Origin of the sequence: Actinomadura rudentiformis (assembly GCF_008923185.1) — a bacterium.
Taxonomy (GTDB): domain Bacteria; phylum Actinomycetota; class Actinomycetes; order Streptosporangiales; family Streptosporangiaceae; genus Spirillospora; species Spirillospora rudentiformis.
In genome coordinates this window covers 165,940-181,508 of sequence record NZ_WBMT01000008.1, presented here as the reverse complement: position 1 = coordinate 181,508, position 15,569 = coordinate 165,940, and the positions used below count along the sequence as shown (strand labels likewise).

Annotated in this window: 11 protein-coding genes; 4 read left to right on the top strand and 7 right to left on the bottom strand. The window is 69.3% G+C overall.

Annotated features, from left to right (window positions below):
• Window position 1: 1 nt before the first annotated feature.
• From F8566_RS18425 to glf, 6 genes are all read right to left on the bottom strand, one after another.
• Window positions 2-1,105, bottom strand: a complete 1,104-nt coding sequence (locus tag F8566_RS18425) for a class I SAM-dependent methyltransferase (RefSeq protein WP_225993300.1) — start codon at window positions 1,103-1,105, stop codon at window positions 2-4.
• Window positions 1,102-3,741 carry an HAD family hydrolase gene (locus tag F8566_RS18420; RefSeq protein ID WP_225993299.1) on the bottom strand — a complete coding sequence of 880 codons (2,640 nt, stop codon included), beginning with the start codon at window positions 3,739-3,741 and terminating at the stop codon, window positions 1,102-1,104. The genes F8566_RS18425 and F8566_RS18420 overlap by 4 nt, the downstream gene beginning before the upstream one ends.
• 170 nt (window positions 3,742-3,911) lie before the next feature.
• A complete protein-coding gene (locus F8566_RS18415; protein WP_225993298.1) occupies window positions 3,912-4,748 on the bottom strand; it encodes an ABC transporter ATP-binding protein in 837 nt (278 codons plus the stop codon).
• A 3-nt stretch (window positions 4,749-4,751) separates the two neighbouring features.
• Window positions 4,752-5,621: an ABC transporter permease gene (locus tag F8566_RS18410; RefSeq protein ID WP_225993297.1), complete on the bottom strand. Its 870-nt coding sequence runs from the start codon at window positions 5,619-5,621 to the stop codon at window positions 4,752-4,754.
• The gene (locus F8566_RS18405; RefSeq protein WP_225993296.1) at window positions 5,618-7,639 is read right to left on the bottom strand and encodes a glycosyltransferase; all 2,022 of its coding nucleotides are present in this window, start codon (window positions 7,637-7,639) and stop codon (window positions 5,618-5,620) included. The genes F8566_RS18410 and F8566_RS18405 overlap by 4 nt, the downstream gene beginning before the upstream one ends.
• Complete coding sequence (glf, locus tag F8566_RS18400; RefSeq protein WP_151561485.1) at window positions 7,636-8,805, bottom strand: UDP-galactopyranose mutase; 1,170 nt, start codon at window positions 8,803-8,805, stop codon at window positions 7,636-7,638. The genes F8566_RS18405 and glf overlap by 4 nt, the downstream gene beginning before the upstream one ends.
• Before the next feature lie 136 nt (window positions 8,806-8,941).
• Between glf and F8566_RS18395 the strand changes: the two genes are divergently transcribed.
• From F8566_RS18395 to F8566_RS18380, 4 genes are read left to right on the top strand one after another with little or no spacing between them, the layout of a single operon-like run.
• The gene (locus F8566_RS18395; RefSeq protein WP_151561484.1) at window positions 8,942-10,300 is read left to right on the top strand and encodes a hypothetical protein; all 1,359 of its coding nucleotides are present in this window, start codon (window positions 8,942-8,944) and stop codon (window positions 10,298-10,300) included.
• Window positions 10,297-11,520, top strand: coding sequence for a hypothetical protein (locus tag F8566_RS18390; protein WP_151561483.1), 1,224 nt, complete (start codon window positions 10,297-10,299; stop codon window positions 11,518-11,520). The genes F8566_RS18395 and F8566_RS18390 overlap by 4 nt, the downstream gene beginning before the upstream one ends.
• A complete protein-coding gene (locus tag F8566_RS18385) occupies window positions 11,517-12,488 on the top strand; it encodes a glycosyltransferase (RefSeq protein ID WP_151561482.1) in 972 nt (323 codons plus the stop codon). The genes F8566_RS18390 and F8566_RS18385 overlap by 4 nt, the downstream gene beginning before the upstream one ends.
• On the top strand, window positions 12,488-14,092 hold the full coding sequence (locus tag F8566_RS18380; protein ID WP_151561481.1) for a glycosyltransferase family 39 protein: 1,605 nt from the start codon (window positions 12,488-12,490) through the stop codon (window positions 14,090-14,092). The genes F8566_RS18385 and F8566_RS18380 overlap by 1 nt, the downstream gene beginning before the upstream one ends.
• On the opposite strand, the gene F8566_RS18375 is transcribed toward F8566_RS18380, so the two are convergent.
• A complete protein-coding gene (locus tag F8566_RS18375) occupies window positions 14,089-15,561 on the bottom strand; it encodes a family 43 glycosylhydrolase (protein ID WP_151561480.1) in 1,473 nt (490 codons plus the stop codon). The two genes, F8566_RS18380 and F8566_RS18375, sit on opposite strands and share 4 nt — an antisense overlap.
• Window positions 15,562-15,569 lie beyond the last annotated feature (8 nt).

Sequence of the window (15,569 nt, the reverse complement as noted above, 5' to 3'; positions counted from 1 at the left end):
ACTATCCCGGAGACTTTCGGATCCGGGCATTGATCGCTCGGCCCAGCTGTGACAGGGCCGCGCCGACCTCCTGCCCCTCGTCCGAAGGCGGCGCGAGGGCTCGCGCCAGCTCGTCACGCAGCGCCTGCGCCTCGTTACGCCTGCCGACGATCTCCGCGTTGGCCTGGGCGAGCTCGGTACGCAGCCGTTCGATCTCCCGCTGCTGGGTCGTGATGGTGTCGGTCAGCTGCTCGGACTCGTCGGTGCGAGCCGCCGACTCGTACTGCAGCTGCAGCACGCGCGTGTACAACGCGAGCCGGTTGTTCTCCATCGCGGCGAGCAGCTTCGAGGTGGTGTACGGCCGGAGAGCATCGAAGATCTCTGGCGCCCCCGGCGAGTCCGCTTTCATGAGCACGCCGAAACCGAAGACGGCGGGCACTATCTCCAGCTGCCAGCCGTCACCGTCGTTCTCGGCGAGAGCGTCCTCCACCGCGGTGAGCACTCCGTTGCGTTCGCCGCCGGCGTGCGCCGCACAGGTGAACACACCGTCCCCGACGAACCCCGCAGGCGTCACTTCGTCGTGCCAGACCGTCGGGCCGTCGTCCGTGGCCGGATGGATCTCGGCCGGCGGCAGCGGGGACGGCTGGTAGTAGAAGTCCCTCCGGCCGCATGGCCAGAGCACGTCGTGCAGGACCACGACCGCGCCAGGGGCGTTCGCCATGATCCAGTCGACTTCGGCGCGGACGACGGCGTAGTTGTGGTCGCCGTCGAGCACGTAGAGGTCGGCCACCGGCAGCTCTCCCAGGACATCAGGAGAGCGGCCCTCCACCAGGGCGAGCCGCGGATCTGCTTCCAGGAAGGTCCGCAGGTCGTCGCTGGGGGCGGGCTCCACGCAGTAGACCGCGGCTCCCAGGTCGGCGTAGACCGAGCTGACCTGGCCCGACTCCACACCGACCTCGACCACCGTGGCGATCTCCCGACCGGCGAAGATCGTTTCGAAGAACTCGCGGAAGAGCGACATCGAGTGCAGGAGCACCGGGAGTTCCCGGGCCGCCCGGCTCTGCCTGTGCGGGTCCTCCCGGGAACCGGCCATCTCGTCGCCGACGGTCCCGTCCCCGACGGTCACGGGGCACCGCCGCCGAGCTTGCGCCTGGCCATCTGGCTGGCGGTCGCGGCGACGCCCTTGACGCCCGCCGACCGGTACTGGTCGCGGAGCCGGTCGGACAGCAGGACGGCACGGGCCACCCGGCGGGAGCGGGCGTCCACGGGCAGGTGCGGGGCCATGCCGGTCATCGTCTGGGGCAACACGGCGAACGCGATGCTGATCTGGCCGGAGGAGACGACCGGCGCTCCCGCCCGGCGGGCGACGGGAAGCCAGACCGCCGCGTGCGGCGAGTCGAACTCCATGAGGTTGCCGCCGAGGTACCGGCACTCGGCGTAGTGCAGGCCGATGAAGTCCTCCGGCTTGTCCCAGCGGAGCACCCGCTCCTGGCGGCGGCCACCGGCGATGACCTTGGCCTCGATCCAGTCGACGCGCACGATCGCCGGACGGCCGGGGATGGCCAGCGAGATGTCGACCGTGTCGTGGTGCTCGAAGCGGAGGCGGGCGAACGACAGGCCGTTGTGGTTGATCCTGACCCGCTGGCGGATGGTCTTGTGCCAGCGGTCGTCGGCGGTCCGGTAACGCAGCCGGGTCTCGAACGCCTCACCGGAAGGCTCGAACGCGTCCTTGTCGATCTGCCCGTGGGCGACCGCACGGGCCAGTGCGCCCAGTCCGGAATCCGAGGCGGCGATCAACGCCGGCCAGAAGGAGTCCCGCATGTGCAGATCGTCGAGGTCGTTGAGGGACAGGTACGGAATGGCCTGCTTCAGGTCCTCCGGCAGGAGGGTGGTGACCATGGTGGAGCCGAAGTTGTCCTCGTGGAGCCAGTTGCCGAAGACCGCGGCCTCTTCGGACGTCGGCGACTCCAGCGCGGAGATCAGGATCCTGGACAGCCGCTCCCGGGCCGCCCGCCGCCGGACGAGGTCCGGCCAGGTGCCCTCCGCGTTCTCGACATAGCGGTTCCAATTCGCCTGGAACGCCAGGATGCCGTCCTGCACAGTCCGCCGCTCGGCGTCCTGCGACGGCGAGTCGACGGTCGCCCCCAGGATCGGGCCGCCGTCCTCGGTGAACCCGATGAGCGAACCGCACAGCGCGTTGATGGACTGTTCCACGATCTCCGGGCTGCGGGTGACGGTGGCGGCGAGGCGCGCCGGATGTCCCGCCTGCGCGAGATAACCCTCGGCTCGCAGGCCGGCCAGGTACACCCGTTCCGACCGGCCGTCGGTGGCCAGGTAGAGGCCCGCCGGGGCAAGGTCGATCTTGGCGATCTTCAACGCCCTGGCGAGCTGGAGCTGGATCGTGCCACCCCAGCCGAGGTCGACCAGGGTGAGATCGGGCCCTTCGAGCGCGCCGGCGTCCCGCAGCGACCTGATCAGGCGCTCCCGGGCGGCGGTGACCGTCACCGTGAGGCGGTTGCGCAGGTGCGGGGTCTCGGTGAGGGCCCGGGTGACCTTGTCGGCGATCTCGCCGTTGTCGATGACCGTGTCCAGTTCGGCCGCGAGACCCGGGACCTCACCGGCCTTGAGATCGAGGACGGTGAGCGTCTGCCGCACCGTGAGCTGGTAGCCGCTGCGGACGAACGCGTGCACGGCGTCGGTGTCGAGGGAGTCCAGACCGGCCAGGGAGGTCACGAAGCGCGACAGCCAGACGGGCTTGGCCTCGACGTCCAGGCCGCGGGCGCGGGCGGCGTTGTTGAGCAGTTCGGCCAGCAGCTCGCCTTCGCGCATCGGGCACCAGAGCTTCCTGGTGCCGGCCTCGTGCGCCTTGGTGACCACCCACTCCGCGAAGCCGGTCATCACCGGGCCGAGCACGCCGGAGCCGAACCGCCACGCGACCTCCAGCGCCGAGGTGGCGTGGGCGGAGCCCGAGTGGATCGTCTTGGCCCGCAGGCTCGTCAGGCCGAAGTCACCGTGCCGTTCGTCCAGATCCGGCGCGTAGTCCCCGGCCGGTTCGACGGGCTCCCGTTCCCGCTTCAGCACGGTCTCGTAGTCGTCGTCGAGCCTGCGGTAGAGCACGGTGCGCACGCCAAGCTCGGACGGCACCTCGTCGTCCGCGACCTCGTTGTCCCCGATGTGCACGACCTGTTGCGGGCTGCATCCCAGGTCGCGCAGCACGATGTCCCACAGGCCCGAGGCCTTGTCGGTGCCGTGCTGGTTGGAACGGAAGATCCGGGCGTCCTGCATGGCGCCCAGTTCCGGGCGGTCGAGCAGATAGGACAGGTGGTCTTCGGTGAAGTAGGTGTCAGATACCAGGATGATCTGGATGTCCTGCTTCCGGGCGGCGTTCACGACCTCGGCGATGTCCAGGTCCACGACGGTGAACTCACGTTCGGCCTGGACTTCGGCCTCGACGAGCTGCTCCAGCAGGGCGCCGCCGAACACCTCGCTCGGCATGGCGCGCCAGATGTCGAAGAGCGAGACCTCGGTGCCGAGGGTGTCCCGGCTGCGCCGGGCCCTGCCCTCAGCGGCGATCCGCATCCTCCGGAAGGTCGCGTCGCTCACCCACGACGGGCACAGGCCGGCCTCACGCAACCTGGCTCCCAGGAGCCCGAACACGTCCGTGGGCCGCGGCACGCGCCGCCAGAGAACGGTGTCGAAGATGTCAAGGGAAAGGACGGTGCACGCGCGGTCGGCGACAATGCGGTGAACGTTGTCGAGCAACGGACAAACGCTTTCCTGCTGAGCCAACGCCGCACCTCTCCTGGATCCAGAACGGACGCCGCGTAGCATACGACGCGGCTTGGATCACTTTATCCAAGCTCAGGCGCAGCTAGGGTGTTTCCCCACCAATGGGATCAAGCGGGACGATATCTACATCTCACCCTGCGTGATCAGGCCTTGTGGGCCATGCCGTTGGCCTGCCCAGGCGGTCCACTCTGCCCAGACTGGCCACTTTGTCCAGCCTGGCCACCCTGTCCTGCCCTCGCGGCCGCACGCCTCGCCTGGCGATCCTGGCGAACGAGCTTCCCCGCTTCGGCCGCCGGGCCGTCGAAGAGGACCTTGCCCTGGCGCATGGTGATGCCGCGGTCACAGAGCCCGGTCAGCATCTGGATGTCATGCGCCACGATGACCATCGTGCGGCCCTCGCCCCGGAGCTCGCGGATGCGGTCGAGGCACTTCTCGCGGAAGGGCGGGTCGCCGACGGCCAGGACCTCGTCGATCAGGAAGACGTCGGGCTCGGTGTGCGCCGCGATCGAGAAACCGAGGCGCATGAACATGCCGGACGAGTAGAACTTCACCTGGTCGTCGAGGAAGCGCTCGACACCGGAGAACTCCACGATCGCGTCGAACTTCCGCTCGATCTCGGCCCTGGACATGCCCAGGATCGCGCCGTTCAAATGGACGTTCTCCCGGCCGGTCAGCTCGGGGTGCAGCCCGGCGCCCACATCGATCAGCCCGGCGATGCGCCCGCGGACGAGCACCGAGCCGGCGTCCGGCTGCATCACGCCGGAGATGAGCTTGAGCAGAGTGCTCTTGCCCGAGCCGTTGAGCCCCATCAGGGCCACGGTCTCACCCTGGTTGATGGTGAGGCTCACGTCGTCGAGCGCCTTGAACTTCTCGGACAGGGTCTGCCCGCGAAGGGCCCGCACGCTCATCTCCTTGATGGAGCGGGCGTGCCGCATGGTGAAGTGCTTGGTCACCGAGTCGATGACGATCGAGGAAGTCAACGGCTACAGCTCCTGCGCGAAGCGCTTCTGCATCCTGGCGAACGCCACTCGCCCGGCGACGAAGACCAGGATGGCGAAGACCAGGGACGCGGTGGCGTGGGCATAGAGATTCGGGGGGAACGCGAAGGTCTTCCCGGTTCCCGGAAACCAGAAGGCCCTCTGGAACAAGGAGACGGCGGAGACGAGCGGGTTGGCCAGGTAGAGGTCCTCCACCCAGCCCGGCGCATGGGTCCGCACATGGGTCCACGGATAGATCATCGGCACCGACCAGGTCACGACGATCATCGAGATGTCCACGACCTGCTCCAGGTCACGGAAGAAGACGTTGATCGCCGCGCACAGCAGGCCGAGCCCGAGACCGAGCATGACGATGATGGCGAACCCGAACACTGCCGCGCCCAGGGACTCCGGCGAGGGCCGCCACCCCTTCACTATGGCGGCGCCGAGCAGGATCAGCATGCTCGGCAGGAAATGCACCAACGAGACCAGCAGCGAGGCGATCGGGAAGAGCTCGCGAGGCAGGAAGACCTTGCGGACCAGCGGGGCATTGCCCGTGACCGAGCGGGTCGTCGAGTGCAGGGTCTCGGTGAAGAGGTTGACCAGCACCATCCCGGAGAACAGGTAGACCGGGAAGTTCTCGACCTGGCGATCCATGCCCAGGAAGACGCCGATCACATAGAAGTAGACCGAGAAGTGCACCGCGGGCCGCACGTACGACCAGCCCAGTCCCAGCAACGACCCCTTGTAGCGGGCCCTGAGTTCCCTGCGTACCAGGAGGCGCAGCAGGTACCGCCGCCGGGCGGCCTGCCGCAGCCCGCCGTCCGCCCCCGGCGGCCGTAGCGTGTCGTCGGGGGACATGAGAGTGGTGGTCATCCCTGCTGCGACCCCGTGGAGTCGAACGTGCGGCGCCAGGCCTCGGGCGAGGCGAGCTCGTCCATCGCCGCCCGGTACCTGTCGCTCAGTTCCGGCCACTCCCGGCTGAGCTTGGCATGCAGCAGCGCCGTACGCTTCATGATCGCCTTGTAGCGCTTCGGGTCCCGCTGGTACCAGGCCACCTTGGTGCCGTCGGCCGAGGACACCAGGGCACTGTCGAACTTCGACAGCAGGCCCCAGTGCCGGTCGATGTGCGGCACCACGATCTGGGGGTTGCTGCGCGCGTCGGTGTCGACGGGGCGCAGCTGCTTGATGGAGCCGACCACCGCGGTCGCCAGCATGGCCACCCGGTCGCTCGGCGGCTTGGGCGTACGGCCGCGCTTGGGCGGCTTGCGTCGGCGGACCTGGGGGAACTCCTCATGGCTGGCGCGGTTCTGCGCGTCGGCGAAGTCGGCGCGGAACGCACGGATCTCCGCCAGCTTCGCGGCGATCCCGGCGTGCATGTGCTCCGGGCCGCTCAGCACGTCCTCGATCGCCGTGAGCATCAGCTCGGCGGTGGAGTACTGCATGGCGAGGGCGTGCTTCACCGAGATGATGAAGCTCTCCTTGACCAGGTTGCCGCCACGGTCGTACGGCGAGTGCAGCAGCGCGGTGACGATGCGGTTGCGCTCGTGGAAGTACGCCTGCCAGTCGATGCCGTCGTCCTTGTCCTGCCACGGGACGTGCCAGGCGGCCATCCCGGGCAGCGACACGGTCGGGAAGCCGGCGTTACCGGCGCGGACGCAGTACTCGGCGTCGTCCCACTTGATGAACATCGGCATGGACAGGCCGACCTTGCGCATGACGTCGGTCGGGATCAGGCACATCCACCAGCCGTTGTAGTCCACGTCGACCCTGCGGTGCAGCCAGCTGGTCTTGCGCAGGCTGCCCGCGCTGGGCAGCTGGCTGGACTTGGCCTGGCTCGTCACGATCGGAGACGGCGCCGGCAAAGCGAAGTCGTGCTCCCGGCGCGTGCTCGGCGCCTCCTCCCACCACCAGCGGTAGCGCTGGATGATCTCACCGTAGGCGTGCAGCTGTGAGCGGACGAAGAGGTTGAACATGTGCCCGCCCACGATGGTGGGTGTGCGGGCGTAGTCGCCGAAGGCGACGGCGCGCAGGATGCCTTCTGTTTCGGTGACCACGTCGTCGTCGAGAAGCAGCACGTAGTCGCTGGTGCCGGCCCGGAGCGTCTCGTCCATCGCCCGGGAGAACCCGCCGGAACCACCCAGGTTCGCCTGTTCGATGAGCTTCAGCCTGGAGCCCAGTGATTCGGCCGCGCGCGGGAACCTCGGGTCGTCACTCACCCGCTCGTTGCCCTGGTCGACGACATAGATGGCGTCGACCACCTCCAGCACCTCCGGTGCCCAGCCGAGCGCGACGAGCTGGTCGACGCAGAACGACGGCCGGTTGAACGTGGTGATGCCGAGACTGACCCGGCCCTGCCGTACCTGGCCGGCCTCTGCGCACCAGTCCGCCCGTTCCAGCAGAGCGTTGGTCTCCCCTGCCAGGATGTCCATCCAGTACCAGCCGCCGTCGATGAACGGCTGGAGCGACAGGCGGAAGGTCTCCTCCTGGGCTTCCTCGGAATCGATCCGGACGGAGGCGACGCGCTGGATGTGCCCCTTGGCGCTGGACCGGTAGACGATCACGTTGGCCTGGCCGCGGAGGCGTACCCGGAGGATCACCTCGTCGACCGAGGTCCACCGCCTCCAGTAGCTCGCCGGGAACGCGTTGAAGTAGGTGGCGAAGGAGACCCGCTGCCCGACCGGCACGAGCACGCTGCGCCGGCCGACGTCCTCCGCCTGGCCGACGTCGCCCCCGGCGCCGGCCTCGACGGACGCCTCCGCCGCGACCGCTTCCGCACCGCGGGCGATCTCGCCCTCCACGTACAGCTTCAGCACGTCGAGGTCGCGGTCCACCGGCATCACGACACGTTGCAGGACGCGCAGCCCGGACGGCTCGATGCTCTGGTCGTTCACTCGTCCACCCCTCCGCTGATGAGACGCTCGCCCTCGACGAAATGGGGACGCAGCCTGTTGTCGACCATGCTGAGCGCGCTGGCGATCGCCATGTGCATGTCGAGGTACTTGTACGTGCCGAGCCGCCCGCCGAACAGCACGCCGTCCTCCCGCCGTGCCATGTCGCGGTAGGCCAGCAACCGGGAACGATCTTCGCCCGTATTGATCGGATAGTACGGCTCGTCACCGCGTGCGGCGAATCGCGAGTACTCCCGCATGATCACGGTCTTGTCCGACGGGTAGTGCGCGCGCTCCGGGTGGAAGTGCCGGAACTCGTGGATGCGGGTGTACGGCACGTCCTCGTCGGCGTAGTTCATCACCGGGGTGCCCTGGAAGTCACCGGTCGCCTTGACCTCCATCTCGAAGTCCAGCGTCCGCCAGCCCAGCTCACCCTCGGCGTAGTCGAAGTAGCGGTCCAGCGCTCCGGTGTAGACCACGGGAACGTTGCCGGCCACGTCGTCGCGCAGGTCGAAGAAGTCCGTTTCGAGCCTGACCTCGACATTGGGATGGTCGGCCATGCGTTCCAGCCAGGCGGTGTAGCCGTCGACCGGCAGACCTTCGTACCTGTCGTTGAAGTACCGGTTGTCGAACGTGTAACGCACCGGCAGCCGGGTGATGATCTCGGCGGGGAGATCCTTGGGGTCGGTCTGCCACTGCTTGGCGGTGTAGCCGCGGATGAACGCCTCGTACAGCGGCCGCCCGATGAGCGAGACCGCCTTCTCCTCCAGGTTGGAGGGGTTCGTCACCTCGGCCGCCTGCTCGGCGATCAGGGCCCGCGCCTCGTCCGGGCTGAACGCACGGCCGAAGTACTCGCAGATGGTGCCGAGGTTGATCGGCATCGAGTAGACCCGGCCCTTGAACGTCGAGAACACCCGGTGCTGGTAACCCGTGAAGGCGGTGAACCTGTTGGCGTACTCCCACACTCGCTCGTTCGAGGTATGGAACAGGTGCGCGCCGTAGCGGTGGACCTCGATGCCCGTCTCCGGCTCCGCCTCGCTGTAGGCGTTGCCACCGATGTGGTCGCGACGATCCAGCACCAGCACGCGCAGGCCGAGGTCGGCCGCGCAGCGTTCGGCGACGGTCAGTCCGAAGAACCCGGCACCGACAACTACAAGATCAACATTCACTGAACGGCGTCCATCTCCATGCGGGGAGAGCGGAAAGGCCTGATGGCGCACTCGGGACCAACCGGCCTATTGATGCGGGTTTGCGGCTAAGATACCCGGGGTTCGTTCGATACAGGTGCAGGACTCAAGGATCTCCGTGGCCTCAACCCCTCCCGGCGGCGCGCCGCGGCCCACACGTCCAGTGGTCTACATGCATGTGGGGGCGGCCAAGAGCGGGACCACCTACCTGCAGCAGGTTCTCTGGCACAACCGCCATCGGCTGGCCGACGCCGGGGTCCTCTACCCGGGTAAGGACTTCGCCGCCCACGTCAGGGCCGCGTTCGATCTGCGCAACACGTTCTTCCGTGGCGCATCGGACCCCACCGTCAAGGGCGCCTGGGGCGAACTGGTGGCCGAGGCCCGTGACTGGCCGGGCACTGTGATCATCTCTCAGGAGCTCTTTGCGCCGACCCGAGCCGCCTACGTCCGGCGCGCACTGGCCGATCTCGACTTCGCGGACGTTCATGTGGTGTTCACCGCACGTGACCTGGGTCGCCAGATCCCTGCTCACTGGCAGGAGGATGTCAAGAACCGGTTCACGACCTCGTTCGACGAGTTCATCTCGTCGATCCGGCGGCAGGACTGGCGTAGCTACGAGGTGGCGCGGCTCTTCTGGGGTCTGCAGGACCCGGTGGCCGTGCTGGCCCGATGGGGCGCGGACCTTCCGCCCGAACGGGTCCACGTGGTCACACTCCCCCGCCCGGGCGCGCCCCGCGATCTGCTCTGGCAGCGTTTCAGCGCGGCCGTCGGCATCTCCCCCGACGACTGCGACCTGTCCGGCTCGTTCTCCAATCCCTCGCTCGGGCTGGCGGAGACCCAGTTCCTCCGGGAGATCAACATCACCCTCGACGAGAACCGGGTCGACTGGCACGTCTACAACGACGAGGTCAAGCTGTTCCTCGCCCAGGAGGCCCTGATCAGGCGGCCGTCACCGATCAAGATCGAGCTGCCTGCCGAGTACCTCCCATGGGCCACCGAGCGGGCCATCGAGACGGTCGAGGACCTGCGGGCGGCGGGCTACGACGTGCAGGGAGATCTGTACGACCTCATCCCGATGCCCTCGCCGGCACCGGCGCCCGCCCCCCACCCTGACGAACCCCAGTGGGCCGATATGGCCGACGTCGGCGCCGACGCGATCGCGGCCCTGCTGCAGCGCATCCAGGCCCAGGAGAAACGTGCCGCCCGGGTCCCGGGCGCGGAGATCGAGCTCCGTGAGTGGATCGAGTCGCTCCAGCGGGACACCGCGGCCCTGCTCGAGATCACTGGCGACATGGCCCACGACGCCAGCCCACTGACAAGGCGGGCCGCGCAGAACGTGACCGAGCGCTATCCCGCGGTTCGGCAGTTGCGCGGCGCCTATCAGCGCATCCAGGCCAAAGCGGGCCGGACGAAGACCGACCAGGCCAAGACCGGCGGCTCCGCCCCCCAATCGAACACGAGGGGAACGCACAGATGAACGTGCCTCGCTCCGGTCATGCCGGTGATCAGGCCGTCAAGACCGTCTATCTGCATGTCGGCGCCCCGGCCACCGGCACGGCCTTCCTGCAGCAGACGCTGTGGGACAACAGGCTGAGGCTCGGCGACGCCGGGGTCTGCTACCCGGTCGCCGGTCCGCTGGAGCACTTCGGCGCCGTGATGGACCTGCGCGAGATGGCCTGGGGAGGCCGCCGGGATCCCGCCTGGGACGGCGCCTGGGACAGGATGGCCCAGCGCGCCCGGGACTGGGACGGGCACACGGTGATCTTCTCGCAGGGGTTGCTGGGCGGCGCGACGGAGCAGCAGGTCAAGCGCGCCGTGGCGGACCTCGAACCGGCCAAGGTGCACGTGGTCTACATGACCCGGCACCTGGGGTGGCAGCTGATCGTGGACTGGCAGGAGCATCTCCGGCACGGACACACGATCACCTTTGAGAGCTTCGTCGACGACCTGGTCGAACGCGGCATCAAGGCACCCAAGCCCTATGGCGAGCTGTTCTGGGGACTGCATGACCCGGAACGGGTCCTGCAGGTGTGGGAGACCGCCGTTCCGAGCGACCGCATCCACGTGATCACCCTGCCGCCGCCCGGCGACAGTGCGGGCCCGGACCTGGTGTGGGAACGGTTCTGCGCCCTGACCGGCATCGAGGCGGGGGCCTTCGACGTCTCGGCGACGCCGGAGGACGAACCCCTGTCGGCGACCGAGGCGGAGATCCTCCGCCGCCTCAACACGAAGATCGCCCCCCTGCTCGGCACCGACCACAAGCGCATGGTCCGCCAGTATCTCGTCGGGCACGGCCTGGCCGACGGTGCGGACGCGGTCGGACATCTCGCCATGGGCCTGCCGGCAAGGCACGCGGACTGGGCCGCCGAGCGCACCCGGCAGCTCACCGGCGCGCTGCGCGCCGGCGGTTACCAGGTGGTGGGAGACCTGGACGAGCTCGTGACCTCACCGCGACCCGAACCGGCGCGGCAACCGGAGGACCTGCCGGACGAGCTCATCGCGACGGCGTTCATCGGTGTGGTCGCGCATCTGCTGGAACGGCTCTCCGACGGGCACGCGCGCATCGGACTCGCACATCTGAACAGCCAGCTGGCGGGGGTTCAGGAGAACCTCGACCGGTTGATCGAGACAGCCGCCGCCCCCTCGCCCGCTCTGCAGCGGGCCGCCCGCCGCGCCGCCGGCCGGCGAGCCCCATGAGCGCGGGCGGCGGGGCCGCGCAGCCGCGCAGGGAGTCCGTGGCCGCGGTGGTGGTGACCTATAACCGGCGCGAGCTGCTCGACGAGGCCCTGGCGGCGCTCCGAGACCAGACTCGCGTCCCGGACCGGTTCATCGTGGTCGACAACGCGTCGTCGGACGGCACGGCCGCGCTCATCCGCGATCGGTTCCCGGATGTCGAACTGCTGGAGCTGCCGCGCAACGTGGGAGGCGCGGGCGGGTTCGCCGCGGGCATCGCGCGAGCCCTCGACGCCGGCATGGACCTGCTCTGGCTGCTGGACGACGACACCGTTCCCGAGCCCGGAGCCCTCCAGGCCCTGCTGGCCGCCCGGGAGGCCGGGGCCGGCGAGGACGGGCCGCCGACCCTGGTGGCCAGCCGGGTCGTATGGACCGACGGCCGTGCCCATCCGATGAACACCCCCCGGCCCAAGCCGCGCGCCACCGCCGCCGAATGGGAGATCGCCCGTGCCGCGGGCTGTGTGCCGATCCGCTCGGCGTCGTTCGTCTCCGTGCTGGTGGACGCGGCGGTGGTCAGACGGCGCGGGCTGCCGGTCGCGGACTACTTCCTGTGGAATGACGACTTCGAGTTCACCACCCGGCTGCTGCGCGGCCGCCGTGGACTGCTCTGTGACGACAGCGTCGTGGTGCACAAGACCAAGGGTTTCGGGGGCGCGGACGCTGATCCGGGCGAACGATTCTTCTACGAGGTGCGCAACAAGATCTGGCTGTTCACCGGCAGCCCGGGGCTCGCGCCTCCCGAGCGCGCCCTGTACGCCGGATCCACGCTAAGGCGCTGGTCGCGTACCTTCGTCGGGGCCACGGACCGTTCCGTGCTCCGTCGCGCGATGCTCCGCGGGGTGAGGGACGGCTTGCTGACGCGTCCTCGCCCCACAGCGGCGCTCCTCAGTGAAATCGGAGTGGACACCCCGCAGAGGACCGACAAGACCTGATGAGCGCGGAGAGCCTCGCACCTGACAACCCGACCTTGGCCGGCCCTTCGGCCGGCGACAGCGAGGGCGGAGGCGACGCCGAAAGCGCCGAGGCCCGGGGACGGTCCCGCTCCTGGCTGCTGCCTGTGGGGCCCGTCGCCCTCGCGCTCGTCCTCGGCGTGGCCGGGATCAACGGGCCCTCGTACTGGCTGGACGAGGCGGCGACGGTGACCGTGAGCGGCCGTCCGATGCCGGACATGTTCCGGGTCTTCGACAATCTCGACCTGGTGCACGCCCTCTACTACCTGATCATGCGGCCCTGGGTCGTGCTGTTCGGGACGGGAGAGTCGGCGCTGCGGCTGCCGAGCGTGCTGGCGATCGCGGCGGCCACGGCGGGAGTCGTGGGCATCGGGCGGCGCTGCTCGGGACCGTTGGCCGGGCTGTTGGCGGGGCTCGTGTTCGCGGGGAACGTCGCCGTCTCCAGGCACGCCCACGAGGCGCGTTCGTACGCCATGGTGGCCGCCGTCGCCGTGCTCGCCACCTATCTGCTCGTCCGGGCCACGGAAGAAGGAGCCGAGCGGCGAGGACGATGGTTCACCGCGTACGGGCTGACGATCGTGGTGGTGGGGCTGCTCAATCTCGACGCCGTTCTCCTGCTACCGGCCCACCTCGTGACGTTGTGGCTGGCCCGTGCACGCATGGCCGGGCTCTGGCGGAGCTGGCTGATGAGCGCGGGCGCGGCGACGGTGGCGCTGGTGCCCTTCGCACTCTTCGCGCAGACCCAGTCGAACCAGGTGAACTGGCTGCCCGCGCCGTCCGGACGGATGATCTGGAAGCTCCTGGAGTTCCTGGCCGGTGACACGTGGCTCGTGGCGCCCATGCTGGCTCTCGCGGTCCTCGGCGCGGTCGTCGGTCGCCAGGGACGGGGCGCTCTTCCGCTCACCGCCGTCGCAGTGCCATGGCTGATCCTGCCGCCCGCGCTGCTCCTCATCGTGTCGGCGCTGGCCGAACCCATGTTCATGTTCCGTTACGTGTTCTTCTGCCTGCCCGGTCTGGCGCTGCTGGCCGGGGTCGCGCTGGCCCGCCTCGCCACGCTCGCACGTCCGGCGAAGGCGGTCGGGCCACTTGCGGTGGTGACCGCCACGGGCCTGCTGGCAGGGCTTTCGGTACCGGCGCACCTGGCCGAACGGCGGCAGGACAGCCGGTTGGACGACCTGCGGGCCGCCGCCGACATCGTCCGTGCGAACGCCCGGGACGGCGACGGCATCGTGTACCTCGCCGGGGTCGTACGGTGGGGCGCGCTCGCCTACCCCGACGCGTTCGGCCGGTTGAAGGACATCAGCTTGCGCGAGGGCCCGGTGCGCGCCGGCAACATCAAGGGGCGGGATCGCCTGCCGCGTGAGATGCGGCCCGGGCTCGTCCGGTTGAACCGGGTCTGGGTGATGGGCTCCCGCTCGCTCCTCCCCGAGCACGCGGAGACGGTGATGCGGCGGCAAGAGGTCGTCATGGCCAGCGGGCCATGGCGGGTCGCGGGCCAGTGGAAGTACTGGGGCGGCCTTCTGACGCTCTATGAACGGACGGGACCCTACCGGGAAGCGAACGCACCGGTCGGACGGGCCACCTAACGAACCTCCAGATAGTCGATCTGGCCCCGGCCGTCCAGCCGTCGCAGGCCGAGGGTGTTCCAGCCGGGCTTCAACTGCACCTCCGCGGTGGTGGAAGGCCAGTCGTCCCCGCCTGACTCGCGCAGCCGCACGGTCCGGGGGCCGGCTCCGTTCGCCGTGAGCTCGAACCGGGACGCGTTGCCCGACCGGTTCGCATAACCGATCTTGACGGAATAGCTCCCGGTGCCCGCCACGAAGACCGGCACCTCCACCAGGCAGCCATCGCGGTCGAACGGGCCGATCGCCTTGTCACCGGAGGCCCGGGGGCGCTTGAACGTCGACGCGCAGCCGTTCAGCCGGGCGCGCTCCGCCTCGTAACGCGCCGCGATCCCGCGGATGACGGGCCGCGTCCCGTCCCAGGCCAGCGGCGTCACGTACATCCCCCGGTTCACCTTCGAGCCGCCGAGGTAGTCCTGGATGCCGTGGAAGACCAGATGATCGCCGCTCTCGTCGCTGAGCACGTCCGCGCTGCCGGGTCCCTCGATCTTGCCGCCGTACGCACCGGTGGACTGCACCACCCGGCCCGCCTTCTCGTACGGCCCGTTGATCGACGACGCGACCGCGTACCGGGTCTGGTAGTTGGACTTGAAGTACCACCCGGCGGAATAGAGCAGCACGTACTTGCCACCACGGCGTACGAGATCGGGAGCTTCCACCAGCACCGGTTCGTCCTTGCCGCGGCCCAGGATGCGCTTGGCGGTCTCCGCCGGGCGGAGTCCGTCCGGCGTCAGCCTCATCAGGTAGATGGCGGCGGACTCGCGGGCGTCGGTCTTGTAGAGGAGATAGCGCGTCCCGTCGGCGTCAATGTGGGAGGCGGGGTCGATGGCGCCGCCGAGGTCGAGCGGGCACACCAGGGGGTCTCCCGCGACGGGGACGAACGGGCCCGCGGGCGAGACCGCCGTCGCCACCCCGATGCACTGCGCGTCCTCGCCTTTACGGCGGGCCGAGAAGTAGAGGAGGTAGGTGCGGCTCCCGGGTTGCGGCGGCACCACCTCGGGTGCCCACGTCCACCCGGCGTCGGCCCAGGACGGCAGTTGCGCGAGACCGTCGGCCGGTGCCTTGATCCATGGCCCGGTGGGCGACGGAGCGGTGGCGACGGGCATCGAGGCGTCACCGTTGTTGGTGCCGTACGCGTAGTACGTCGCGCCGACCTTGATCACAGCCGGATCGGCGAAGTTGTCGCCGATCACCGGCTTGAGCGGCGAATAGCCGGGAGCGACGAACGGCACCGGCGTGCTCGCCGGGCTCGGGACGGGCGGCGCGGGGGCGGGCGGGGAGGCGGGCGCCGACGTTCGCGGGGAGGGTTTCGCCTGCCGCTTCGGCGAATCCGGACCGCAGGAACCGGCGAGCGTGATGATCAGTGCGACCACGGTGGTGATGGCGGCGCCCCCGAGCAGCGGCGCCCATGGTCTGCCTGCTCGCAGGTCCAACGATGTCC